The following is a 24885-nucleotide window of genomic DNA, read 5'->3' on the forward strand; positions in this document are numbered from 1 at the left end:
ATGCAAGCACTCAGCGCGCACGCTGCACTACCTGTGCCGGGGCAAAATGGCAGGTGAAAGTACTGCCCTTGCCAGGAACGCTGCTGATCTCCAGGTTGCCACGGTGACGCAGCAGTACATGTTTGACGATGGCCAGGCCCAGCCCGGTGCCACCCGTGTTGCTGGCGCGGCTCGAATCGACGCGATAAAAGCGCTCGGTCAGCCGCGGCAAGTGCTTGGTCTCGATGCCCATGCCGGTATCGCTGACCGACAGGTGCGCCCCCTTCTCGTCGCTCAACCAGCGAATACGGATGTCACCGCCGGCCGGGGTGTACTTCACCGCGTTGAACACCAGGTTGGAGAATGCGCTGCGCAGCTCCGCCTCGCTGCCCTTGAGCTTGAGATGCGGGTCGGCCTCCAGGCTGATGCGATGTTGCTGATCGCCGGACAATGCCTGCGCATCGTTCTTGATCGACAGCAGCATCAGATCCACCGCGACCGGCTGGTTGTCCGAGGGGTAATCGGTGGCTTCCAGCTTGGCCAACAAGAGCAGGTCATTGAGCAGGGTCTGCATGCGTGCGCCCTGTTGCTGCATTTGCTGCAGCGCGCGCAGCCAGCGCGGATTGACCGCCTCGACGTTATCCAGGAGCGTTTCCAGATAACCGGCAATCACCGTCAGCGGCGTGCGCAGCTCGTGGGAGACGTTGGCGACGAAGTCCTTGCGCATCTGTTCCAGCTGATGCAGACGGGTAACGTCACGCACCAGCAGCAGGTGCTCGCGATTGCCGTAGCGGGTGATATGGAACTGCAAGCGACGGCGATCATTGATCGGTGAAGGAATCTCCAGGGCATCGGCGTAGTTGCCGCGCTCGAAGTAGTCCTTGAAGCGCGGGTCGCGCACCAGATTGGCCAGTTGCTGGCCGCTATCTTGCGGGGTTTTCAGGCCCAGCAGCGTTTCCGCGGCACGGTTCCACCATTCCAGATTGCCCTGGCTGTCGAGCATCACCACGGCGTCCTTGAGGGCGGCAGTGGACTCCTGTACGCGGTCGATAACCGCCTGCAAGCGACCACGCGCCTTCTGGTTACGGCGTTGCAGGTGATAGATGCTGTCGAACACCTCGCCCCACAGACCGTAACCATCCGGCGGTGGCTCGTCGGGTTTGTGCTCGCGCAGCCATTTGTGCAGGCGCAGCAATTGGCTGAGGGTCCAGCCCAGATGAATGGCCAGGCCGCAGGCCAGCACCCAGGCATATTCACCGGTGATGAAACCGAGCAGCAGGCAGGCGCCAACCAGCAGCAACAGGCGGCGCACCACGGCGCCACGCCAGTCTTGATTCACGATGGAGCGCATCCTTGTCAGAAGAACGTGGGCGCAGAAACACCGCGCTAGCGATCAACCCTTGGTGGAGAAACGATACCCAGTCCCGCGCACGGTTTGTACCAGGTTTTCGTAAACATCACCGAGCGCCTTGCGCAGACGGCGGATGTGCACGTCGACGGTACGCTCCTCGACGTAGACGTTGCCGCCCCAGACCTGATCGAGCAGTTGGCCGCGGGTGTAGGCACGCTCCTGGTGAGTCATGAAGAACTGCAGCAGGCGATATTCGGTCGGGCCCATCTCGGCAGGTTTGCCGTCGATGGTGACGCGGTGGCTGATGGGATCGAGCAGCAGCCCGCCGACCTCGATCGGTGCCTCGCTGTCGCTGGGCCCGGCACGGCGCAGCACGGCCTTGAGACGGGCCACCAGCTCGCGCGGCGAGAAAGGCTTGGTGATGTAGTCGTCGGCGCCGACTTCCAGGCCCTGGATCTTGTTGTCCTCTTCACCCTTGGCGGTGAGCATGATGATCGGGATATCGCTGGTCAGCTCGTCGCGCTTGAGCCGGCGCGCCAGCTCGATACCACTGGTGCCGGGCAGCATCCAGTCAAGCAGGATCAGATCGGGTTTGCGGTCGACGATCACGGCGTGGGCCTGCTGGGTATTCTCCGCCTCCAGGCACTCGTAACCGGCCATCTCCAGGGCCACCGCAATCATCTCGCGGATCGGTGCTTCGTCATCGACGATCAGGATGTTCTTGCCAACCATGGTCCTGCCTCGGTTCGTTCAACTGTCTGCGCCGCATTAGATAACGGAATTATTGCAGCGATATGACAGGTGCGCGGCAGCGCTTAACGTAACGCGTAGTCCAGCACGATACCGACGAAGATCGCCAGCCCTGCCCAATGATTGTGCAGGAAGGCGTTGAAGCACACCAACGGCTCGCGCCGACGGGTCACGTGAAACTCCCAGGCGAAGCAGACGGCGGCCACCAGCAGGCCAAGGTGGAAGTACAGGCCCAGTTCGAAACGTGCACCAGCCAGTAGCAGGCAAAGCAGCGCCAGTCCCTGCAGGATGGCGATGATCAGTCGGTCGGCGTCGCCGAACAGGATGGCTGTGGACTTCACCCCGATCTTCAGGTCGTCCTCACGATCAGCCATGGCGTAGTAGGTGTCGTAGGCAACCGTCCACAGCAGGTTGGCGATGTACAGCAACCAGGCTTCCGGCGGCAGGTTGCCGGTTTCTGCGGTAAAGGCCATCGGCATGCCCCAGGAGAATGCCGCGCCAAGCACCACCTGCGGGTAAAAGGTGTAGCGCTTCATGAAGGGGTAGCAGGCTGCCAACGCCAGGCCACCGAAGGACAGCCAGATGGTGGTGGCGTTGGTGAACAGCACCAGCACGAAACTCAGCGCCACCAGCACAGCGAACAGCACCAGCGCCTCGCGCGGCTTGACCTTGCCGCTGGCCAGCGGACGGGCCCTGGTGCGGCCAACGTGACCGTCGAAGTTGCGGTCGGCGTAGTCGTTGATCACGCAACCGGCGGCGCGCATCAGGATCACGCCAGCGACGAAGATGAACAGGTTCTTCGCGCTCGGCACGCCTTCGGCTGCCACCCACAGCGCCCATAAGGTCGGCCACAACAGCAGATAGATGCCGATGGGCTTGTCCAGGCGCATCAGCTGAATAAAATCCCAGGCGCGCGGGTGCAGGCGGGTGGTCGATTGCAACAGGCGGGTGTACATCGAAGCGTCTCCGTGCAGGTTGCGCGGATTATACGGGCAAGCGTGTGTGGGAGGCGCTTTAGCGGCGATGCTCACCGCCAAAAACGGTTCAACGCGTAGTGCGTACTCGGCTTTGGCTTCCTGCGTCGCTTTACCTCCTGCAGCCATGCAGTCGTCGCGAAGCAGTACGCCATAGGCCCAACAGACAAGAGGTATAGCCTGAGTGAGCGATGCTATTGCGAACCCTACGCCTCGATACCCGCCGCTTGCCAGAAGGCCGGCAGAAACACCTCGGCCACCAATACACCGAGCGCACCCCGGCTGAAGCACGAGCGCCGCGCCCACAGGCGCTCTTCGCGCACCTCTTCCGGCAGCCAGGCCGCCGGATAGCGGCAGGCCTGCAACTCGCCGCGATCAAACGCCCGGTCACTGAACAGCAGTTCACCCAGCGAGCGACTGCCCAGCTCGGCCAGATTCAGCCCGGAACCCTCCAGCACGCTGCGCGCGGCAACGCTACGGGCGAACACCCAGGGCTGCTCATGACCGCGCAGGTACACCTCGCGCACCCAGCCCTGGCTGCCATCGGCCACGCCGAGCAATGCGCACTCGTCCGCGCGCAGACGCTGCCAGCCCTGTTGCAGCGGCGTCACCGAGAAGCCATCAGCAGAAAGCGCAGTCAAGCGCCGGGTCAGCGAATCCTCGTTGAACAACCAGTCGCGCACGCCGGCACAAGGCTGCGGATGCAGCTGGGCATTGGTCAGCCAGCGCGGCGGATGGGCGAGAGCGGCGTGAGGCACGGAGAGAAATCACCACGGATCGGAAGCGCGCGAGTCTAGCACGGTGCGATAGTCGCTTTTTGCACAAGGAGGCAGTCGCCGCTGAAGCGCCTCCCACAGTGCAGCCCTCGACTCAGATGCTGGCACTCGCCCATGTGGGAGGGGCTTTAGCCGCGACTCAATACGGCTGCGGCGCGTACAACTGCGCCGAGCCCGGCTCGCCGAGCAGCTGTTCGAGAATCTCGTGGTGCATGGCCAGTAGCTTGCCGTTGCGCTCGTTGAGCCGCTTGCACTGGCCGGCCAGTTGACCGAGCTGCTCCCAGGTGTGCGCAAGGTGATTGCGCTGGGCCTGTGGATAGCGTGCCAGCAGCTTCTGCATGGCGCTATGACCGCTGCCCAGCGCAAAGGCAGCCAGCACTTTGCTGCGGCGTTCGGCACGGGCCTTGGCCTGGTCGACCAGCGGCAGGATCTGTTCGTTGAGCAGATCGATCTGCTGACTGTCGCGCTTGAGCAACTGCTGATACAGCTCCTGCATCAGCCCGCGCAGGACCAGATAGCCGGCGCAGTCTTGCTCCAGGTCCTGCTCGACGACCAGAAGCAGTTGTTGCTCACGCGCGGTGATCACGCATCGCTACCGCTGTGATACGTCAGCATGCTGCCGGCCAGCGCGGCCGGATCGCTGCTCAGTTCGCCGCGAGCCAGCGCCGCCTTGAGCTGGGCAACCTTGTCCAGGTCGACTTCGGGAAGGCTGCGCAAGGCGTCTTGCAGCTGTTCCAGACGCGGCTCCTGGCTGGCACTCGCACGAGCATTGCCGCTCGACTGCGCGCGGGCGCTCGGTACCTGTGCCGGAGCGTCGCTGGCCGGGTTAAGGCTGGGCTTGAGATGCCTGCTTATTTCCATGATTCGAATCCAACTCGCGTGGTGTTATGGCCTAAGAGCGACCGGGCGCGACAAGAACTTAAACGCGTCAGGTAAAAATTAACCGACCTGGGTTCGCCACCAGGCCTGCGCGGCCAGGCCATCCTGGATCTTCTGCTCCTGACGGGCAAGCAGATCCTGCCACTCGCCCATCTTGCCCTCGAGAAACTGGGTGATGACCTTCTCGCTGCGCATCGCCGCCAGCAGCTCACGCTGAATGCGCGCCAGGTTCTCCTCGGCCAGCGCCAGCTCGCGGCGCTGCAGTTCGACCATCTTGTACAGCGTCGCCTTGTAGCGCTGCTGATTGTCGCGCTGCAGCGGCGTGGTCATCGGTACGCTGAAACCGCACAGGCGGCTGAGCCCGGTGATGTTGTTGCGGTAGCGCTGACACAGGTTCTGCTGATAGCTGACCCGCCCGAGCATCTGCTGCACACGGTTGCCACGCAGGCTGGCCAGGCGGCCGAGCACTTCCAGCTGTTCTTTCATTTGATGATGCTCTGCAAGGTGGCGATGCTGGCGCCGAGTTCGGCGCCACTGCCGACCTCCTGGCGCAGAAAGCGTTCGAGGCTGGGCGCCAGCTGCACGGCGCGGTCGGTCTTGGCATCCATACCCGGCGTATAGCCGCCGAGCGGGATCAGCTCCTTGATCTTCTCGAAGGTGCTGTAGAACTCCTTGAACTGACGCCCGGCCGCCAGATGTGCTGCTTCACCGACCTGGCTCATGCAGCGGCTGACCGAAGCGGAGATGTCGATGGCCGGGTAATGGCCGACATCCGCCAGACGCCTTGAGAGCACGATATGGCCGTCGAGAATCGCCCGCGCGCAATCGACGATCGGGTCCTGATGGTCGTCGCCTTCGGCCAGCACGGTGTAGATGGCACTGAGACTGCCGCTGCCGCTCTCACCATTGCCGGCGCTTTCCACCAGCTCCGGCAGCATGCCGAATACCGATGGCGGATAGCCCTTGGTCGCCGGCGGCTCGCCGAGAGCCAGGGCGATCTCACGCTGGGCCATGGCGTAGCGAGTCAGCGAGTCGACCAGCAGCAGCACGTCCTGGCCCTGATCGCGAAAATAGGCGGCGATGCTGTGGCACAGCTCGGTGGCCTTCAGGCGCATCAGCGGTGATTCATTGGCCGGCGCCACGACGACCACGGCCTTGCGCAGCCCTTCCTCGCCGAGCGAGTGAAGGATGAATTCCTGCACCTCACGCCCACGCTCGCCGATCAGCCCGACCACTACCACATCGGCCTTGGTCTGCCGGGTGATCATGCCCAGCAGCACGCTCTTGCCCACCCCGGAGCCGGCGAACAGGCCGACACGCTGCCCCTTGCCGAGGGTCAGCAGGCCATTGATGGCGCGCACGCCGACATCCAGCGCAGCCTCCACCGGGCGACGTCTGAGTGGGTTGACCTTGGGCAGCTCGACCGGCAACGGGTCGCGTCCGCTGAGCTTGCCGCGCTCGTCCAGCGGCTCGCCAAGACCGTTGACCACGCGCCCTAACCAGGATTCGTCGATCTGCAGCAGCGCTTCGTCCTTGGCTGGGAATACCCGTGAGCCGGCGGCCAGGCCGATCGGCTTCTTGAACGGCATGAGGTAGGTGATATCGCGGTTGAAGCCGACCACCTGGGCATCCAGCAGGCTGCCATCGGCCTGCTCGACGCGACAGCGCTGGCCGGTGCTGCGCTGGCAGCCGAGGCTCTCCAGCAGCATGCCGGAGACCCGCACCAGGCGCCCGGCCACCTTGGCCAGTTGCACGCCATCGAGCGAGCGCAGCGCTTCGTCGAGTTTGTAGTCGAGCATCAGAGTCTGCTCCCGCTCAGGCTTCAGTCAGGTGCAGATGTTCGGCCAGGGTGTCGATGCAAGCGTCCAGGCGCTGCTGGCAACCCACGTCGGCTTCGGCCTGCGGCGTAACCACGCGGCACTCGCCCAACGCCAGGCGCTCGTCGGCGACCAGCTTCCAGTTCGCCGCACGCTCCGGCGCCAGCGCCCTGATCCGCGCGTACTCTTCGGGGCTGAGCAATACCTGAACGTCCTCGGGCTCGCCGGGCATGCTGGTCAGCGCCTCCTCGACCAGCGCCAGCAACTGGGTCGGATGCAGCGTGAGTTCGCAGCGGATGACCTGCTGCGATACCTTCTTGACCAGCTCAAGCAGCTCCTGACGACGCTTGTGCTCCAACTCGCCCAGGTACTGCTCGACCTTCTCGCTGATCTGTTGCAGTGGCTGGGCGGCCAGCTCGAATTCGCGGCGACCTTCACTGCGCCCCTGCTCGCGCCCGACCTTCATTCCCTCATCGCGGCCCTGCTCGAAGCCGGTCTGACGCCCGGCTTCCTCACCCTGCTGCAGGCCGTCCTGGTAACCCTTCTCGATGCCCTGTTGAAAGCCATCGGCCATGGCCCGCTGCAGGCCGGCGGCATCGCCGCTCCAGTCCACGGCTGGCTGGCTGCTGCGCGGGGGGAAGCGATAGGCGCGCCACGGGCGGACGTCGCCGCTGATTACCTTGACCGTCATGTCACTCCACCGTTTGTTCGCGGAACAGTTGCACCTGCAGCTCGCCGCTGGCCGACATTTCGCGCACCACGGCCATGATGTCCTTGCGCACCTGCTCGACACGGCTCAACGGCACCGGGCCCTGGCGCCTGTTGATCGACTCCATCTGCTGGGCCTGGCGCTTGGGCATGGCGCCGGTGATGGCGCGTACCAGCTCGGGCTCGGCGCCCTTGAGGGCGACCACCCACTCTTCCAGCGGCACGGCTTCGAGCAGCGCCTGCAGCACGTCCTGGTTCTGCCGCGAGAGGATGAAGAAGTCGTACATTTCATCCTCGATGCGCTCGACCAACTGATCGTCATGGGCGCGCAGCAGTTCGAACATCTGCCCGCGATCGCCCTTGAAGCGGTTCATGATGTCCGCCGCCTGCTTGACCCCGCGCACCTGCGAGCCCTGCGTGCTGAGCACCGCCAGGCTGCGCTCGATCAACTGCTCCAGCTCGGCGATGACGTCGCTGTTGACCTCGTTGAGGTTGGCGATGCGATACAGCAGCTCGTCCTGGCGCTCTTTGGGCATGCATTCCAGCACTTCGCTGGCCATGCCCGGCGGCAGGAAGGCGAGGAATACCGCCTGCATCTGCGCGTGCTCCTTGGCGATCAGCGCGGCGAACTGCTTCGGGTCGAGCCACTCCATCTTGGCCATCTTGGCGCGGATCTCCTCGCCGTAGATGCTGTCGAGCAGGGAGCGGGTGATTTCGCTGCCCAGCGCCTTGCTGAGCATGCCGTCGAGGTAGCCGCGCGAGGCGCCCTTGATGCTGCTCTGCTCCTTGTAGTCCTCGAAGAAGCGACCAATGACGTCGGAAACCATCGGTTGCTTGACGTTGGACAGCCGCGCCATCGCCTGGCTGATGCTGACGATCTCCTCGCGCGAGAAGTGCCTGAGCACCCCGGCAGAAATCTCGTCACCCATGCTCAGCATGAGAATGGCGGCCTGCTCGGACGTACTCAGCGATCGCTTCTGCACGCGCATGCGCATTTCCTGGGCGGTGGAGCCGCCGCGGCCGTCAGGCTGGGTTGAGGTCTCGTTCATTACGCCCTATCCACTGTTTGATGACTTCCGAGACACGCTCGGGATCGTTCTTGGCCAGCATTTGCAGGTGTTCGATCTGTAGCTCCAGGCCCGAGCCAGGCGCCGGCAGGCGAATCTCCGACAGGGGGCTGAGTTCGCCGAGTACGGTAGCGCCCGGCGCATCGTCGCCAACGCGCGCCAGCAGGCGCTCCGCTGCGCGCTCGGCGTGCAGCGCGAGCTGTTCGTCGCCCTCGATCGCCACAGGCGCACCAGACTGGCTGCGCTGGCTCAGGCTGCGTACTGCAGGGCGCACCACCATCAGCAACAGCAGCAGGCTGATCAGGGCGAACACGCCGAGCTTGGCCAGGTCATGCACCTTGGCGTTTTCCCACCAGGGCAGCAGCTCGTCACCGGCACTGCCGATACCGGCATCGGTGAAGGGGAAGACGCTCAGCGTCAGCAGATCACCGCGCGCCTGGTTGAATCCCACCGCGCTCTTGACCATCGCCTCAAGCTCGGCGCGCGCCTCGGGCGTCCAGCCACCCTCTGGCGCCACGGCGGCATTGAGCACCACGGCGATGCTCTGCTGACGCAGGCTGAAGGGCGCGTGTTTGACGTGAGTGACACTCTGGTCGTAATCCAGCTGGCGATTGGACTCCTTGCGCAGCGAGGTCGCCGCCGGATTGGCAGGCTCCGCCTGAGCGCCCGCCTGCGCCTGATCGGCAGGCGGCTCCGGCGCAGGCTGCGGCGGACGGTTGGCCAACGCGCCGGGAACGCCGAGTGCCAACTGATCGAGCACGCTCTCGTCGCGCAGCACTTCGTTGCGCAGGCGCGGCGTCTCGCCGTAGGACTGGAAGGTTTCTTCCTTTTGACTGAAATCGATGTCGGCAGACACGCTGATACGGTAGTTGCCACCGCCGAGCACCGGCGCCAGCACCGCCTCGGCATTGGCCACGGCCTTGTTCTGGTAGTCGTCGACCACCTGCCAGTTCTGTACCGGACCGCCCAGTGTGTCGATACCGCGCGACAGCAGCGCGCCGTACTGGTCGACGACCTGAACATTGCCCGCGTCAAGCTGCGGCACGCTGCCAGCCACCAGGTTGACGATGGCGCTGACCTGCTCCGGCGCCAGCTTGTAGCCAGGCGCCAGCTGCAGCATCACCGAGGCCTTGCCCGGCTCACGCTTGCCGACCACGAAGGAGCTGCTCTCCTGCAACGCCAGGTGCACGCGCGCGCCTTCCACGCCCTTGAGCGCCATCACCGTACGCGCCAGTTCGCCCTCCAGGCTGCGCTTGAGGCGCACATCCTGGACGAACTGACTGGTGCCCAGCGGCTCGTCCTTGTCGAACAGCTCGTAGCCGGCCGGCACCTTGACCTGCACGCCCTTGGCGGCCAGCAACATGCGCGCGCGGCCAAGCTGATCTTCGCGCACCAACACCTGACCGCTCTGCGGATGCAGGCGGTAGATGATCGCGTCACCGTCGAGCACCTGCATCACCTCGGCGGCCGGATAGGCTTCACCACTGCCATACAGTGGCCGGAAAGAGCCCTGGTCGCGCCAGAGGTAGAACACCACACCAACCGCCAGCAAGGCGGCGATCAGCGCAAGGCCGATCAGGGTCATGCGTGGATCGAGTTTCAGCCCGTGTTCAGGCAGCTTGCTTCTTATGGTCTGCAGCACGCGTCAGCCCCCGATCCGCTTACAGCGGCATCTTCATGATGTCGTCGAAAGCGCTGGATAGCTTGTTGCGCACCTGCATCAACGCACTGAACGAGACGCTGGCCTTCTGGCTCTCGATCATCGCCCCCACCAGGTCATCGCTCTGTCCGCTGTCGACCGCGGCCATCAGCTCGCCGGAACGATGCTGCTGCGCGTCCACGGCGCGCACCACATTGTCAAAAGCAGCGGCAAAACCTGGCTCGCCGGGCTGCACGGCAAAAGCCTGCGCTGGCTTGATCGGCGTCGCTTCGCTGAGGCTTTTGAGTTGTTCCATGCGGCCCAGCAGGTCCTGCTGCACCTGGCTAATCGAATTCATCCTTTGCTTCTCCTAGACGGGAATCTGAACGCCCTGCTCGCGCATGGCGTTGAGGCGATAGCGCAGTGCGCGCGGGGTCATGCCAAGGCTTTCGGCGGCCTTGGTCTTGTGCCCACCGAAACGGCGGATGGTGTCGATCACATGTTGGTACTCGGCCCACTTGCCGCTCGCGCGCAAGGCTGCCTTGCCACCTTCGAGCGCCTGCGGCTGCAGACGTGGCGCCTGTTCTGGCACGTTGCTCACCGGTACGCTCAGGCCCAGGTCCTGAGCCTGGATGTACAGACCATTGCGCAGAATCAGCGCGCGCTGCAGGCAGTTCTCCAGCTCGCGCACATTGCCCGGCCAGTCATGCGCCAGCAGCGCGCGGCAGGCATCTTCGGTGAGCAGTTCGTGGCGGGCGTCCTGCGGGGCGTACTGGCGGATGAAGCGCCGCGCCAGAGCCAGCACGTCCTCCCTGCGCTCACGCAGCGGGCTGATGTGCAGCGGTAGTACATCGAGACGGAACATCAGGTCGGCGCGGAAACGGCCCTCTGCCACTTCCTGCTGCAGATCGCGGTTGGTGGCCGCGATGATGCGCACGTCCAGGGCAATTTCCCGGCGCCCGCCCAGACGCTCGACGCGCTGCTCCTGTAACACGCGCAACAGCTTGGCCTGCAGGCCAAGCGGCAGTTCACCGATCTCGTCGAGCAACAGCGTGCCGCCATTGGCCAACTCGAACTTGCCGGGCTGAGCACTCACGGCACCGGTGAAGGCACCCTTTTCGTGGCCGAAGAGAATGGATTCGAGCATCTGCTCGGGTATCGCCGCACAGTTCACGGCGATGAAAGGCGCATCATCCTGCGCGGAAAAACGGTGAATGTAGCGGGCCATCAGCTCCTTGCCGGTGCCGGTCTCGCCAGTGATCAGGATGGGCGCGCGGGTCATGGCCACGCGCTGAGCCATGGCCAGCAAACGGCGGCCGGCCTGCGAGCAGGAAACGAAACCCTCTTCGCCAGCGCTGGCCGATTCCTGACGGCGCAGCAGCGCATTGAGCTGGGCTTCGCTGAAAGGTGCCAGGAGGTAGTCGACACAGCCCAGTTCGAGCAAGGCTGCAGCTTTCTCCTGGTCGGCATACTCCACGACCGGCACTACACCCACGCGACCGACCTGGCGCAGGATGGCGTCTACCTGTGCATAAAGGGTGTTGCCCGCCAGGCTGCTGACGAACACCAGCACCAGGCTGGCAGCTTCCAGTGCGCGCGGGTCAAGTTCCAGGCAGCTGGCGAAGCGGCGTACCTGAAAGCCCTGGCGTAGCAGACCACCGGTCAACAGGCGCTCGCTGGCCGCATCGGCCTGACCGATCACGACTATATGTTGCTGCCCCAGCTGTTCATTGAACAACTCGTCGCAGGCGTAACTTACCGTTTGAGTTGAATGCTTCAAGGTAAATCACCCGATGTCTTTCATGAGCCCGGCGGCGGCATTCGACCCTGTGTGCAAAACTGCCAAGTAGATGACAGATTTTTTTCACGCGGCCCCTTAATCTTTCGAAACTTTCCGTCGCTTGTATTGGTCAACTTCGGCAGCACTTGACGGCATGCCATACATACGCGCAACGGATCACGGCGCACACGTTAACAAGCGCACAGAAAACCGCCGAATTACTTGTTGTTATTTCCTATCAATGCCGGCAAATCGCTATCAAAAACGGCATTTGATATCTATTGATTTAATTTCTCGCCCTCCCTCGGCCTAGACTCCTCCTCGTCATCACGGGCCTGCGTGCTTATTCCCGGGTGAATTCGACGCCATGGCCAAGGCACTGCTGCCAAAGCCCGCCGGCATATCAAAACATTCTCTGCACGCCTATCGAATTGCTCGATGGTGCACGCGCAGTTACAACCAGGAATACAGCCCACAACATGACCAGGATTAAAAAAGTCCTTCATGGCGTGCCCGCCGACAGTCTGACCCGGTTGAAACCGCAGAAACTTGGCCGGCATTACCACAAGATTCCCCACTATATTCGCGAGCTCTCCAGCAAGTATCCACGCATTATCAGTGACTACTTTCTGCGTAACTATCGGATCAATCTTGAACTGCTGCGCGTCGATGTTCACGAGCACGTGAATAAAGAGGCCGAGTGTCTGTATCGCTCGACACTGGGCAAGGTCGGTTTCGCCATGGACCGCGCCCTGCTGACCGAAGCGCTGGAGTGTTACTACGGCGGCACCTGCCTGCCCAACCACGAAGCGCCGCCAGTGAGTACGTCGGAGCAGCGCATGCGTACGCGCCTGGGTATGGACGTGACCCAGTTGTTCGCCCGCTCGATTCTCGCCGGCCAGACCTTCGGCAAGCTTGAGCCTTACGACAACACCTATGAAGAAGCAGCCTGGGAGTACGTGGCAGAGTTCCACTTCACCAGCCATATCACCGGCAGCCAGGCATCGATCTTCATCTATCTGGATACACAGTTGGTCGATGAGCTGACCAGCCGCCTCACGACCCCGGCTCCGGTGACTCAGGGCGGCAACTCGCTCAATCAGATTCGTCAGTTGCCGGTGCGCCTGGACTGCGTGGTAGCCAGCCTGCAGATGCCACTGTCGCAAGTGCTTGCCCTGCGCCCCGGCGACATCCTGCCGATGCGCCTGCTGGAGCGCTGCGATGTACAGATCAACCAGCAGAAGCTGTTTCGCGGCGCCATCTTCGAAGACGACGGCTCCTTGTTCCTGACTTCTCTTGAGAGCATGAAGACCCCATGAGCAGCCCTATTTCCGATAACGATTTCGACAGCCTGATCAACGACGCCGGCCTCAATCTCGATGAGGCCGTCAGTGACTCCGCCCCGGAGCAAGCGCCTGCCAGCCTGCCGCAGCAGGACCTGAGCTTCTTCGGCAAGATCCCGGTGAACGTCACCCTGGAAGTGGCCTCCACCGAGATCACCCTCAAGGAGCTGATGGACGTCGACGCCGGCAGCGTGATCGCTCTCGACAAGCTGGCAGGCGAACCGCTGGACGTGAAGGTCAACGGCGCGCTGTTCGCCAAGGCCGAAGTGGTGGTGATGAACGGCAACTACGGCCTGCGCATCGTCGAGCTGTCCGGTAGCGGCCTCAGCGGACTGGGCGTGTGATGCTGCGCCGTCTGCTGCAATCCGGCCTGCTGCTGGCAGCCCTGTGCTGCCCGTTGCTGGCCCAGGCGGCCGGCGGCGACATTACCCTGTTCAACTTCAACGACACTGAAGATGGCCAGACCCTGAGCGTCAAGCTGCAGATCCTGCTGATCATGACGCTGCTGGGTTTTCTCCCGGCCATGTTGATGATGATGACTTGCTTCACCCGCTTCATCATCGTCCTGGCCATCCTGCGCCAGGCCATCGGCCTGCAGCAGAGCCCGCCCAACCCGGTGCTGGTCGGCATCGCCCTGTGCCTCACGCTGCTGGTGATGCGCCCGGTGTGGCAGGAGATGTACACCGAGGCCTACGTGCCGTTCGAGGCCGACCAGATCAGCCTCGAACAGGGCCTGGTCGAAGGCAAGCGCATCATCAGCCAGTTCATGCTGGCACAGACCAGCAAGAACTCGCTGGAAACCCTGGTCGCCCTCGCGGGTGAAGAAATGCCCGAGGACCTGGCCCAGCTGGACTTCTCCCTGCTGCTGCCGGCCTTCGTACTCAGTGAGCTGAAGACCGCCTTTCAACTCGGCTTCATGATCTTCGTGCCCTTTCTGGTGATCGACCTGGTGGTGGCCAGCGTACTGATGGCGATGGGCATGATGATGCTCTCGCCGATGATGATCTCGCTGCCGTTCAAGCTGCTGATCTTCGTTCTGGTCGATGGCTGGGCGCTGCTGGTCGGCACCCTCACCACCAGTATTCAGCCCTATTAGCGAGGCTACGCGATGCTCACGCCCGAACATGCCGCCGAGCTGGTGGCTCACGCGGTCTATATCACTGGCCTGATCGTCTGCGTACTGGTAGTACCGAGCCTGCTCGGCGGCCTGCTGGTGAGCATTTTCCAGGCGGCCACGCAGATCAACGAACAGATGCTCAGCTTCCTCCCGCGCCTGCTGATCACTCTGGCGATGCTGGTGTTCGCCGGCCACTGGATCCTGCGCACGCTGGGGGATCTGTTCATCGAAACCTTCAAGCAGGCCGGACATCTGGTGGGCTGAAGCATGTCCGAACCCGTGCTGCATGCCAGCCAGTATCTGACCAGTCTGCAGGCTTATTGGTGGCCGTTCTGCCGCATCGTTGCCCTGCTCAGCATGGCGCCACTGTTCAATCACAAGGCAGTCTCGGTGCGCGTGCGCATCCTCCTCGCCCTGGCCTTGACCATTGCCCTTGGCGCGGCGCTGCCGGACATGCCGCAGATCGATCCGCTTTCACTGAAGGGGCTGATGACTGCATTGGAACAGATCGCTTTCGGCGTGCTGCTGGGACTGACCCTGCAACTGGTGTTCACCATTTTCATGGTGGTCGGTGAGGTGGTGTCGACGCAGATGGGCATGAGCATGGCGCGCTACAACGACCCGGTGAACGGCGTGTCGTCGTCCTCGATCATCTACCAGCTGTACTTCATTCTGCTGGTGCTGCTGTTCTTCGCTATCGACGGCCACCTGGTCACCATCAGCGTGCTGTATCAGAGCTTCCTGTTCTGGCCGGTCGGCAGCGGCCTGCATTACCTGGGCGCACAAAGCTTCGTGCAGGCCTTCGCCTGGGTATTGGCCGCCGCCGTGCTGGTTACCTTGCCAGTGGTGTTCTGCCTGACCCTGGTGCAGTTCTGCTTCGGCTTGCTCAACCGTATTTCGCCGGCCATGAATCTGTTCTCCCTCGGCTTTCCCATCAGCATCCTGATGGGCTTGCTGTGCATCTATCTGACTCTGCCCAATCTGCCCGACAGCTACCTGCACCTGACCCGCGAGCTGCTCAACGGCATCGGTGTGATTCTGCGCGAGGGCGGCGATGTCTGAGCAGAACAGCGGCCAGGAAAAGACGGAAGAGGCCTCCGCGCACAAACTGAAAAAGAGCAAGGATGACGGCCAGGTCGCGCGCTCCAAGGACCTGTCGACCACCATCTCGCTGATCGCCACCCTGTTCATCCTCAAGTTCAGCGCTGGGCTTTTCCTGGAGGGGCTCAGCGACAGTTTCCGCCTGTCGTACATCCAGTTCGGGCATAGCGAGATCGGCCTGGATGACCTCGACACCCTGCTTGGCTACAACATGCTGGTGTTCATCAAACTGCTGTCGCCCCTGCTGCTCACCTCCGTGCTGGTGGTAGCGCTGTCCCTGGTGCCAGGCGGCTGGGTGTTTTCCGCGAAAAACTTTGCCCCGAAATTCAGCAAGCTCAATCCCATTACCGGCCTGGGCAAGATCTTCTCGGCGCAGAACTGGAGTGAATTACTCAAGTCGATCCTCAAGGTACTGGTGCTGCTCGGTGTCGGCTATGTACTGGTGCGCGCCGCTCTGCCGGATCTGATCGCGCTACAACGCAGCAGCGTCTTCGAGGCGATCTCGGCGGCCCTGAACCTGACCTTCAATCTGACCCTGTACCTGATGCTGATCTTCGTGGTGTTTTCCTTCATCGACATCCCGCTGCAGCGCTACTTCTTCCTCAAGAAGATGCGCATGACCAAGCAGGAGCGCAAGGAGGAACACAAGAACCAGGAGGGCCGCCCTGAGGTCAAGGCGCGCATCAAGCAACTGCAACGGCAGATGTTGCAGAGACAAATCAGCAAGGTGATCAAGAACGCCGACGTCGTCATCGTCAACCCGACGCATTACGCCGTGGCGCTCAAGTACGACACCAAGAAGGCCGCCGCGCCCTTCGTGCTGGCCAAGGGCGTCGATGAAACCGCCTTATACATGCGCCAGATGGCCGCCAAGCACGCACTCGAAGTGGTGGAAATACCACCGCTAGCACGCGCCATCTACTTCACCACCCAGATCAACCAGCAGATCCCGGCCCCGCTATATACCGCCGTGGCCCATGTGCTGACCTACATCCTGCAGCTCAAGGCCTGGCGCCAGGGGCGCAGAAGCAAGCCAGAACTGGCGAGCAACCTCCCGATTCCCGACAGCTTGGCCAACAGGGGCTGATTCATGAACCTACTGCAGCAACTCGCGCCCACCTTCCGCAGCGGTCGTATCGGTATTCCGGTGCTGATCCTGTCGATCCTGGCCATGGTCATCCTACCGCTGCCACCGGTGCTGCTCGATGCCCTTTTTACCTTCAACATCGCCATGGCCATCCTGGTGTTGCTGGTCAGCGTATCGTCGAAGAGCCCGCTGGATTTTTCCCTGTTCCCTACGGTGATCCTGATCACCACACTGCTGCGCCTGTGCCTGAACGTTGCTTCCACACGCGTGGTGCTGCTCGAAGGCCATACCGGTACCGGCGCAGCGGGCAAGGTGATCGAGTCGTTCGGTGAGGTCGTGATCGGCGGCAACTTCATCGTCGGTCTGGTGGTGTTCGTGATCCTGATGATCATCAACTTCATCGTCATCACCAAGGGCGGCGAGCGTATCTCCGAGGTCACCGCGCGCTTCACCCTCGATGCCTTGCCGGGCAAGCAGATGGCTATCGACGCCGACCTCAATGCCGGCCTGATCGAGCAACACGAAGCCAAGCGCCGCCGCGCGGAAGTGGCCAAGGAAGCCGACTTCTACGGGGCCATGGACGGCGCCTCGAAGTTCGTCCGTGGCGATGCCATCGCCGGTATTCTGATCCTCCTGATCAACCTGTTCGGCGGCTTCGCCATCGGCCTGTTCGTCTACGACCTGGGCACAGGCCAGGCCTTCCAGCAGTACGCCCTGCTGACCATCGGTGATGGCCTGGTAGCGCAGATACCGGCACTGCTGCTGTCCACTGCGGCGGCGATCATCGTCACGCGGATCAACGAATCCTCGGACATCACCCAGCAGGTGAATCGCCAGCTGTTGGCCCAACCGGCACTGCTCTATACCGTGGCCGGAATTCTGTTCACCCTGGCACTGGTGCCAGGCATGCCGCACCTGGCTTTCATCAGCTTCGCCGCTTTGGTGGCCTTCATCGCCTGGATGGTAGCTCGTAATGGCCCACCCACTGAAGCCGCCAGCCTCGAACAGGTCGAGGCATTGGGCAAGGCGATGGAACAGGAACGCGCGCAAAACATGGTGTGGGAGGACATCCCGCTGGTCGAACGTCTGTCCGTGTCGCTGGGCTACAAACTGGTCGGCCTGGTCAACGAAGCCGCCGGCGCGCCTCTGACACAGCGTGTGCGCGGCGTACGTCAGACCCTATCGGAAAGCCTCGGCTTCCTGCTGCCAGAAGTGCATATCCGCGACAGCCTGCGCCTTAAGGCATCGCAGTACAGCATCCAGATCAATGGCGAGAAGATCGACAGCGCCGAGCTGCATGCTGATCGCATGATGGCCATCCCCTCACCGGAGCTCTACGGCGAGATCGATGGCATCCTCGGCGTAGATCCGGCCTATCGCATGCAGGTGGTGTGGATCCAGCCGGAGGACAAGGCGCGTGCGTTGAATCTCGGCTACCAGGTCATCGACTGTGCCAGCGTTATCGCCACGCACCTGAACAAGGTCATCCGCGAACATCTGCCCGATGTGTTCAAGCACGACGACGTCGATCATCTGATGCAGCGTCTTCAGGTGCAGGCGCCGAAGCTGGCCGACAGCCTGAAGAGTCAGCTCAGCTACACCCAGCAACACCGTGTCTATCGCCAGCTGCTGCAGGAGCAGGTGCCGCTCAAGGATATCGTCACCATCGCGACGACGCTGCTCGAAGCCAGTGAATCCACCAAAGACCCGGTATTGCTGGCCTCGGACGTGCGCTACGCACTGCGCCGCAGCATCGTCGGCATGATCGCTGGCGAGCGTCAGGAGCTGTCGGTGTTCATTCTCGAAAACGCCTTGGAGAACACCCTGCTCAATGCCCTGGCCATCGCCCAGCAGGCCGGTGCGGTGAGCCTGGACAACATCCCGGTAGAGCCCAGCCTGCTCAATCAGTTGCAGAACACCATGCCGGTAGTGAAGGAGAAGTTGCGAAAGGACGGGCACCCGCCAATCCTTACCGTGATGCCGCAACTACGCCCGCTGCTGGCACGGTATGCGCGGGTGTTCAGCCCGGGCCTGCATGTGCTGTCGCAGAACGAGATCCCGGAAAGAGTGGGCGTCAATATTCTCGGCACGCTGGGCTGATCAGCAAACGTCGAGCACGCGGGTGGATGTTCTTCGCATCGACCCGCTCAGACCTGATAACAAGATTGCCGCGCCAGAGCGATCTCCTTCATCGCCCCTCCATCCGCCTCACCTAAGCCTTTTCCTTGCGCACTTTGCGCATTCCGTCGATCAGTCGGACGTACTCGGCCGTCTCCTCCTGCAAGGCCAGCCCGGCTTCGAAGAAGCCTGTGCGGGTATTCTCCTGCGACCACTGACAGACCATGTTCACATCCACCTGGCGCATCTCTCCCTGACGATCACGCATGCGCACGCGTAGCTTCAGTTCGCTTCCGGGCTCCACAGGCGTATCGCTCAGCAGTTTCATCCCGCATTCGGAAACATCGCCCGCATAACCGATCAGCGTGTCGCTTTCTCGATCGCTGATCTTGATGCGGAAGGTAGAGCGGAAGGTGATACGACTCGATTGACGCATAGGAGAATGCCTTAGTGCTCGCCACGTCTGGTTGGATCGCAAGGATCAGGAGTTATCAATCGAGATCATTCCGAAGGAAGTCGCGCATTGATGGCCTGTGATTCATCAGAACAAGACGACCATAGCGAACACACACTTAAATTCGAGGTAACCGCTGATGACTTGCACGAGCGACCTCTGCAGCGTGTCCACCTCAGGGTGCGCCGCGCGCACCGAGATGACTGCACCCTGAGCGGTGCGCGCAGCGCACCCTACGCGAAGCGTTGTTTTCCGGCGCACAAAGAAGAAACCCCAGACCGCTTTGGCGATCTGGGGTTTCGTATAGGAGCTTGACGATGACCTACTTGGATACGTGATAGATAATTTGTAGTTCTTGCAAATTTTCGGCTTTCTGTCGACTTCACCATCGACACCCTCTGCGCGAGGGCAGATTGTTTGGGTGTTATATGGTCAAGCCTCACGGGCAATTAGTATGGGTTAGCTCAACGCCTCACAGCGCTTACACACCCCACCTATCAACGTCGTAGTCTTCGACGGCCCTTCAGGGAGCTCAAGGCTCCAGTGAGATCTCATCTTGAGGCAAGTTTCCCGCTTAGATGCTTTCAGCGGTTATCTTTTCCGAACATAGCTACCCGGCAATGCCACTGGCGTGACAACCGGAACACCAGAGGTTCGTCCAACCCGGTCCTCTCGTACTAAGGTCAGCCCCTCTCAAATCTCAAACGTCCACGGCAGATAGGGACCGAACTGTCTCACGACGTTCTAAACCCAGCTCGCGTACCACTTTAAATGGCGAACAGCCATACCCTTGGGACCGGCTTCAGCCCCAGGATGTGATGAGCCGACATCGAGGTGCCAAACACCGCCGTCGATATGAACTCTTGGGCGGTATCAGCCTGTTATCCCCGGAGTACCTTTTATCCGTTGAGCGATGGCCCTTCCATACAGAACCACCGGATCACTAAGACCTACTTTCGTACCTGCTCGACGTGTCTGTCTCGCAGTCAAGCGCGCTTTTGCCTTTATACTCTACGACCGATTTCCGACCGGTCTGAGCGCACCTTCGTACTCCTCCGTTACTCTTTGGGAGGAGACCGCCCCAGTCAAACTACCCACCATACACTGTCCTCGATCCGGATAACGGACCAGAGTTAGAACCTCAAGGTTGCCAGGGTGGTATTTCAAGGTTGGCTCCATGAGAACTGGCGTCCCCACTTCAAAGCCTCCCACCTATCCTACACAAGCAAGCTCAAAGTCCAGTGCAAAGCTATAGTAAAGGTTCACGGGGTCTTTCCGTCTAGCCGCGGATACACTGCATCTTCACAGCGATTTCAATTTCACTGAGTCTCGGGTGGAGACAGCGCCGCCATCGTTACGCCATTCGTGCAGGTCGGAACTTACCCGACAAGGAATTTCGCTACCTTAGGACCGTTATAGTTACGGCCGCCGTTTACCGGGGCTTCGATCAAGAGCTTCGCTTGCGCTAACCCCATCAATTAACCTTCCGGCACCGGGCAGGCGTCACACCCTATACGTCCACTTTCGTGTTTGCAGAGTGCTGTGTTTTTAATAAACAGTCGCAGCGGCCTGGTATCTTCGACCGGCATGGGCTTACGTAGTAAATACTTCACCCTCACCGGCGCACCTTCTCCCGAAGTTACGGTGCCATTTTGCCTAGTTCCTTCACCCGAGTTCTCTCAAGCGCCTTGGTATTCTCTACCTAACCACCTGTGTCGGTTTGGGGTACGGTTCCTAGTTACCTGAAGCTTAGAAGCTTTTCCTGGAAGCATGGCATCAACCACTTCGCATTCTAAAAGAACGCTCGTCATCAGCTCTCGGCCTTAAGATCCCGGATTTACCTAAGATCTCAGCCTACCACCTTAAACACGGACAACCAACGCCGTGCTGGCCTAGCCTTCTCCGTCCCTCCATCGCAGTAACTAGAAGTACGGGAATATTAACCCGTTTCCCATCGACTACGCATTTCTGCCTCGCCTTAGGGGCCGACTAACCCTGCGTCGATTAACGTTGCGCAGGAAACCTTGGTCTTTCGGCGTGCGAGTTTTTCACTCGCATTGTCGTTACTCATGTCAGCATTCGCACTTCTGATACCTCCAGCAAGCTTCTCAACTCACCTTCACAGGCTTACAGAACGCTCCTCTACCGCTCATCCAAAGGATGAACCCGTAGCTTCGGTGTATGGTTTGAGCCCCGTTACATCTTCCGCGCAGGCCGACTCGACTAGTGAGCTATTACGCTTTCTTTAAAGGATGGCTGCTTCTAAGCCAACCTCCTAGCTGTCTAAGCCTTCCCACATCGTTTCCCACTTAACCATAACTTTGGGACCTTAGCTGACGGTCTGGGTTGTTTCCCTTTTCACGACGGACGTTAGCACCCGCCGTGTGTCTCCCGTGCTGACACTTGCTGGTATTCGGAGTTTGCATCGGTTTGGTAAGTCGGGATGACCCCCTAGCCGAAACAGTGCTCTACCCCCAGCAGTGATACACGAGGCGCTACCTAAATAGCTTTCGAGGAGAACCAGCTATCTCCGAGCTTGATTAGCCTTTCACTCCGATCCACAGGTCATCCGCTAACTTTTCAACGGTAGTCGGTTCGGTCCTCCAGTCAGTGTTACCTAACCTTCAACCTGCCCATGGATAGATCGCCCGGTTTCGGGTCTATACCCAGCGACTAAAGCGCCCTATTAAGACTCGCTTTCGCTACGCCTCCCCTATTCGGTTAAGCTCGCCACTGAATATAAGTCGCTGACCCATTATACAAAAGGTACGCAGTCACCCAACAAAGTAGGCTCCCACTGCTTGTACGCATACGGTTTCAGGATCTATTTCACTCCCCTCTCCGGGGTTCTTTTCGCCTTTCCCTCACGGTACTAGTTCACTATCGGTCAGTCAGTAGTATTTAGCCTTGGAGGATGGTCCCCCCATGTTCAGACAAGGTTTCTCGTGCCCCGTCCTACTCGATTTCATTGATAAGAGCGTTTCGTGTACGGGGCTATCACCCACTACGGCGGCACTTTCCAGAGCCTTCCACTACACTCAAATCAACTTAAGGGCTAGTCCCCGTTCGCTCGCCACTACTTAGGGAATCTCGGTTGATTTCTTTTCCTCAGGGTACTTAGATGTTTCAGTTCCCCTGGTTCGCCTCTTGCACCTATGGATTCAGTACAAGATACCCGGCTTATGCCGGGTGGGTTCCCCCATTCAGAGATCTCTGGATCACAGTCTGTTTGCCGACTCCCCAAAGCTTTTCGCAGGCTACCACGTCTTTCATCGCCTCTGACTGCCAAGGCATCCACCGTATGCGCTTCTTCACTTGACCATATAACCCCAAGCAATCTGGTTACTGTCTCAATCGTGAAGACGACATTCGCCGAAAATTTGCGTCTTGAGAACTACAAATTTTACCTTGACCAGATCAATTGCCAGTGAAAGCAATTAATCAGTCACTTCTATCACATATCCAAATTTTTAAAGAACGATATTCGTACCGGTCAAAAGACCAGAAATCAGCACTCATCAGGCTTACCCTGAAGCGCTCATTTCTGAACTCTTTCACTTCACACCGCAACCGCGTAGAGAGTGGTGGAGCCAAGCGGGATCGAACCGCTGACCTCCTGCGTGCAAGGCAGGCGCTCTCCCAGCTGAGCTATGGCCCCGTATTCTTCTGCACCAAGCAATTGGTAGGTCTGGGCAGATTTGAACTGCCGACCTCACCCTTATCAGGGGTGCGCTCTAACCAACTGAGCTACAGACCTATAACAGGGTCGCGTTACAGCATCGTCTTCGACTATGAATCAAGCAATTCGTGTGGATACTCATGAAGAAGCTGATGTCTTCGATTAAGGAGGTGATCCAGCCGCAGGTTCCCCTACGGCTACCTTGTTACGACTTCACCCCAGTCATGAATCACTCCGTGGTAACCGTCCCCCCGAAGGTTAGACTAGCTACTTCTGGAGCAACCCACTCCCATGGTGTGACGGGCGGTGTGTACAAGGCCCGGGAACGTATTCACCGTGACATTCTGATTCACGATTACTAGCGATTCCGACTTCACGCAGTCGAGTTGCAGACTGCGATCCGGACTACGATCGGTTTTATGGGATTAGCTCCACCTCGCGGCTTGGCAACCCTTTGTACCGACCATTGTAGCACGTGTGTAGCCCTGGCCGTAAGGGCCATGATGACTTGACGTCATCCCCACCTTCCTCCGGTTTGTCACCGGCAGTCTCCTTAGAGTGCCCACCATAACGTGCTGGTAACTAAGGACAAGGGTTGCGCTCGTTACGGGACTTAACCCAACATCTCACGACACGAGCTGACGACAGCCATGCAGCACCTGTGTCTGAGTTCCCGAAGGCACCAATCCATCTCTGGAAAGTTCTCAGCATGTCAAGGCCAGGTAAGGTTCTTCGCGTTGCTTCGAATTAAACCACATGCTCCACCGCTTGTGCGGGCCCCCGTCAATTCATTTGAGTTTTAACCTTGCGGCCGTACTCCCCAGGCGGTCAACTTAATGCGTTAGCTGCGCCACTAAGTTCTCAAGGAACCCAACGGCTAGTTGACATCGTTTACGGCGTGGACTACCAGGGTATCTAATCCTGTTTGCTCCCCACGCTTTCGCACCTCAGTGTCAGTATCAGTCCAGGTGGTCGCCTTCGCCACTGGTGTTCCTTCCTATATCTACGCATTTCACCGCTACACAGGAAATTCCACCACCCTCTACCGTACTCTAGCTCGCCAGTTTTGGATGCAGTTCCCAGGTTGAGCCCGGGGCTTTCACATCCAACTTAACGAACCACCTACGCGCGCTTTACGCCCAGTAATTCCGATTAACGCTTGCACCCTTCGTATTACCGCGGCTGCTGGCACGAAGTTAGCCGGTGCTTATTCTGTCGGTAACGTCAAAACACTAACGTATTAGGTTAATGCCCTTCCTCCCAACTTAAAGTGCTTTACAATCCGAAGACCTTCTTCACACACGCGGCATGGCTGGATCAGGCTTTCGCCCATTGTCCAATATTCCCCACTGCTGCCTCCCGTAGGAGTCTGGACCGTGTCTCAGTTCCAGTGTGACTGATCATCCTCTCAGACCAGTTACGGATCGTCGCCTTGGTGAGCCATTACCTCACCAACTAGCTAATCCGACCTAGGCTCATCTGATAGCGCAAGGCCCGAAGGTCCCCTGCTTTCTCCCGTAGGACGTATGCGGTATTAGCGCCCGTTTCCGGACGTTATCCCCCACTACCAGGCAGATTCCTAGGCATTACTCACCCGTCCGCCGCTAAATCAAGGAGCAAGCTCCTCTCATCCGCTCGACTTGCATGTGTTAGGCCTGCCGCCAGCGTTCAATCTGAGCCATGATCAAACTCTTCAGTTCAATACTGCTTGGGTTTTGAGAAAACCCTAAACTTGGCTCAGCAATCGCAAAACTTTCAAATTAATGAAAGGTAACTCTCGAATTAACGAGTGTTGCTTTGTGATGCTGATAATCAGTTGACTATCAGTCTTACCTCACAAGCACCCACACGAATTGCTTGATTCAGTTGTTAAAGAACAGTTGGTTAAGCCTTTCGTCTCAACCGAGGCGCGCATTCTACAGCAGCCTCTCTATCTGTCAAGCTGTTTTTCGAATTTGTTTCCGGAGAAACTTCTTTCTACTCAACCACTTGCGCCTTCAATCAGAACTTCTTCTCTCCAGCGGGAGGCGCATTCTACAGCGTTCAAAACCGCTGTCAACCACCTCTTTCAAACCGCTTTCGATCCATTCGACCGAAGCATCAACAGGATCAAACCAYCACCCTGTCGACCGGCGCGCATTCTACACGCCTCACCTCGCTTTGCAACCCCTCTTTTAAACTTAACTTATTGATTAACAAGAAGTTTTTGAAGAGCTTCATCGCTGAAGTGGCGCGCATTCTACCGCCAGCAGAATGCACGTCAAGC

At 60.0% G+C, this 24885-nt stretch carries 21 protein-coding genes, 2 tRNA genes and 2 rRNA genes; 7 read left to right on the plus strand and 18 right to left on the minus strand.

Features of this window, described 5'->3' with window-relative positions; genetic code table 11:
- Positions 1 to 10 precede the first annotated feature (10 nt).
- From phoR to INS93_RS22025, 13 genes are all read right to left on the minus strand, one after another.
- Entirely contained in the window at positions 11 to 1330 is a 1320-nt protein-coding gene (phoR, locus tag INS93_RS21965; protein ID WP_160018774.1) for a phosphate regulon sensor histidine kinase PhoR, read from the minus strand.
- Between the two features lie 42 nt (positions 1331 to 1372).
- Complete coding sequence (gene phoB, locus INS93_RS21970) at positions 1373 to 2062, minus strand: phosphate regulon transcriptional regulator PhoB (RefSeq protein WP_072426159.1); 690 nt, start codon at positions 2060 to 2062, stop codon at positions 1373 to 1375.
- An 83-nt stretch (positions 2063 to 2145) separates the two neighbouring features.
- Complete coding sequence (ubiA, locus tag INS93_RS21975; protein WP_192985526.1) at positions 2146 to 3036, minus strand: 4-hydroxybenzoate octaprenyltransferase; 891 nt, start codon at positions 3034 to 3036, stop codon at positions 2146 to 2148.
- Between the two features lie 224 nt (positions 3037 to 3260).
- Entirely contained in the window at positions 3261 to 3812 is a 552-nt protein-coding gene (locus INS93_RS21980; protein WP_160018772.1) for a chorismate--pyruvate lyase family protein, read from the minus strand.
- A gap of 157 nt (positions 3813 to 3969) precedes the next feature.
- Positions 3970 to 4416, minus strand: coding sequence for a flagellar export chaperone FlgN (flgN, locus tag INS93_RS21985; RefSeq protein WP_192985527.1), 447 nt, complete (start codon positions 4414 to 4416; stop codon positions 3970 to 3972).
- Entirely contained in the window at positions 4413 to 4691 is a 279-nt protein-coding gene (gene flgM, locus INS93_RS21990) for a flagellar biosynthesis anti-sigma factor FlgM (protein ID WP_192985528.1), read from the minus strand. Before flgM ends, flgN begins: the two co-directional genes overlap by 4 nt.
- Positions 4692 to 4769: 78 nt before the next feature.
- A complete protein-coding gene (locus tag INS93_RS21995; RefSeq protein WP_072426154.1) occupies positions 4770 to 5195 on the minus strand; it encodes a flagellar FliJ family protein in 426 nt (141 codons plus the stop codon).
- On the minus strand, positions 5192 to 6508 hold the full coding sequence (gene fliI / locus INS93_RS22000; RefSeq protein WP_192985529.1) for a flagellar protein export ATPase FliI: 1317 nt from the start codon (positions 6506 to 6508) through the stop codon (positions 5192 to 5194). Before fliI ends, INS93_RS21995 begins: the two co-directional genes overlap by 4 nt.
- A gap of 16 nt (positions 6509 to 6524) precedes the next feature.
- Positions 6525 to 7217, minus strand: coding sequence for a flagellar assembly protein FliH (gene fliH, locus INS93_RS22005; protein ID WP_192985530.1), 693 nt, complete (start codon positions 7215 to 7217; stop codon positions 6525 to 6527).
- 1 nt (position 7218) lies between these two features.
- Positions 7219 to 8283 carry a FliG C-terminal domain-containing protein gene (locus tag INS93_RS22010; RefSeq protein ID WP_192985531.1) on the minus strand — a complete coding sequence of 355 codons (1065 nt, stop codon included), beginning with the start codon at positions 8281 to 8283 and terminating at the stop codon, positions 7219 to 7221.
- On the minus strand, positions 8258 to 9943 hold the full coding sequence (gene fliF, locus INS93_RS22015) for a flagellar basal-body MS-ring/collar protein FliF (protein ID WP_192985532.1): 1686 nt from the start codon (positions 9941 to 9943) through the stop codon (positions 8258 to 8260). Before fliF ends, INS93_RS22010 begins: the two co-directional genes overlap by 26 nt.
- Positions 9944 to 9962: 19 nt before the next feature.
- Positions 9963 to 10298, minus strand: a complete 336-nt coding sequence (locus INS93_RS22020; RefSeq protein ID WP_192985533.1) for a flagellar hook-basal body complex protein FliE — start codon at positions 10296 to 10298, stop codon at positions 9963 to 9965.
- A 12-nt stretch (positions 10299 to 10310) separates the two neighbouring features.
- Positions 10311 to 11720: a sigma-54 interaction domain-containing protein gene (locus tag INS93_RS22025; RefSeq protein WP_192985534.1), complete on the minus strand. Its 1410-nt coding sequence runs from the start codon at positions 11718 to 11720 to the stop codon at positions 10311 to 10313.
- 479 nt (positions 11721 to 12199) lie between these two features.
- Between INS93_RS22025 and INS93_RS22030 the strand changes: the two genes are divergently transcribed.
- The 7 genes from INS93_RS22030 to flhA are packed head-to-tail and all read left to right on the plus strand — an operon-like array spanning position 12200 to position 18468.
- Positions 12200 to 13039: a FliM/FliN family flagellar motor switch protein gene (locus tag INS93_RS22030; RefSeq protein ID WP_192985535.1), complete on the plus strand. Its 840-nt coding sequence runs from the start codon at positions 12200 to 12202 to the stop codon at positions 13037 to 13039.
- Positions 13036 to 13407 carry a flagellar motor switch protein FliN gene (fliN, locus tag INS93_RS22035; RefSeq protein ID WP_045735562.1) on the plus strand — a complete coding sequence of 124 codons (372 nt, stop codon included), beginning with the start codon at positions 13036 to 13038 and terminating at the stop codon, positions 13405 to 13407. Before INS93_RS22030 ends, fliN begins: the two co-directional genes overlap by 4 nt.
- Positions 13407 to 14159 (plus strand): flagellar type III secretion system pore protein FliP, encoded by a 753-nt coding sequence (gene fliP / locus INS93_RS22040; RefSeq protein WP_192985536.1) that lies wholly within the window; start codon positions 13407 to 13409, stop codon positions 14157 to 14159. The genes fliN and fliP overlap by 1 nt, the downstream gene beginning before the upstream one ends.
- Positions 14160 to 14171: 12 nt before the next feature.
- Entirely contained in the window at positions 14172 to 14444 is a 273-nt protein-coding gene (locus INS93_RS22045) for a flagellar biosynthetic protein FliQ (RefSeq protein ID WP_037051071.1), read from the plus strand.
- Positions 14445 to 14447: 3 nt separating this feature from the next.
- A complete protein-coding gene (gene fliR / locus INS93_RS22050; protein ID WP_160018762.1) occupies positions 14448 to 15242 on the plus strand; it encodes a flagellar biosynthetic protein FliR in 795 nt (264 codons plus the stop codon).
- On the plus strand, positions 15235 to 16368 hold the full coding sequence (flhB, locus tag INS93_RS22055) for a flagellar biosynthesis protein FlhB (RefSeq protein ID WP_192985537.1): 1134 nt from the start codon (positions 15235 to 15237) through the stop codon (positions 16366 to 16368). The genes fliR and flhB overlap by 8 nt, the downstream gene beginning before the upstream one ends.
- 3 nt (positions 16369 to 16371) lie before the next feature.
- Positions 16372 to 18468 (plus strand): flagellar biosynthesis protein FlhA, encoded by a 2097-nt coding sequence (gene flhA / locus INS93_RS22060; protein WP_192985538.1) that lies wholly within the window; start codon positions 16372 to 16374, stop codon positions 18466 to 18468.
- Between the two features lie 112 nt (positions 18469 to 18580).
- Here the strand turns inward: flhA and INS93_RS22065 are convergent, their stop codons facing one another.
- The 5 genes from INS93_RS22065 to INS93_RS22085 all read right to left on the minus strand — a co-directional run bounded on the left by INS93_RS22065 (position 18581) and on the right by INS93_RS22085 (position 24319).
- Positions 18581 to 18922, minus strand: coding sequence for a PilZ domain-containing protein (locus tag INS93_RS22065; RefSeq protein ID WP_160018759.1), 342 nt, complete (start codon positions 18920 to 18922; stop codon positions 18581 to 18583).
- A 446-nt stretch (positions 18923 to 19368) separates the two neighbouring features.
- Positions 19369 to 22261 (minus strand): 23S ribosomal RNA (locus INS93_RS22070).
- A 261-nt stretch (positions 22262 to 22522) separates the two neighbouring features.
- Positions 22523 to 22598, minus strand: a tRNA-Ala gene (locus INS93_RS22075).
- Positions 22599 to 22620: 22 nt separating this feature from the next.
- Positions 22621 to 22697, minus strand: a tRNA-Ile gene (locus INS93_RS22080).
- An 85-nt stretch (positions 22698 to 22782) separates the two neighbouring features.
- Positions 22783 to 24319, minus strand: a 16S ribosomal RNA gene (locus tag INS93_RS22085).
- Together the 16S and 23S rRNA genes with 2 tRNA genes alongside form the textbook arrangement of a ribosomal RNA operon.
- Between the last annotated feature and the right edge of the window lie 566 nt (positions 24320 to 24885).

This window comes from Pseudomonas sp. EggHat1 (genome assembly GCF_014892995.1).
Taxonomy (GTDB): Bacteria; Pseudomonadota; Gammaproteobacteria; order Pseudomonadales; family Pseudomonadaceae; genus Aquipseudomonas; species Aquipseudomonas chaetocerotis.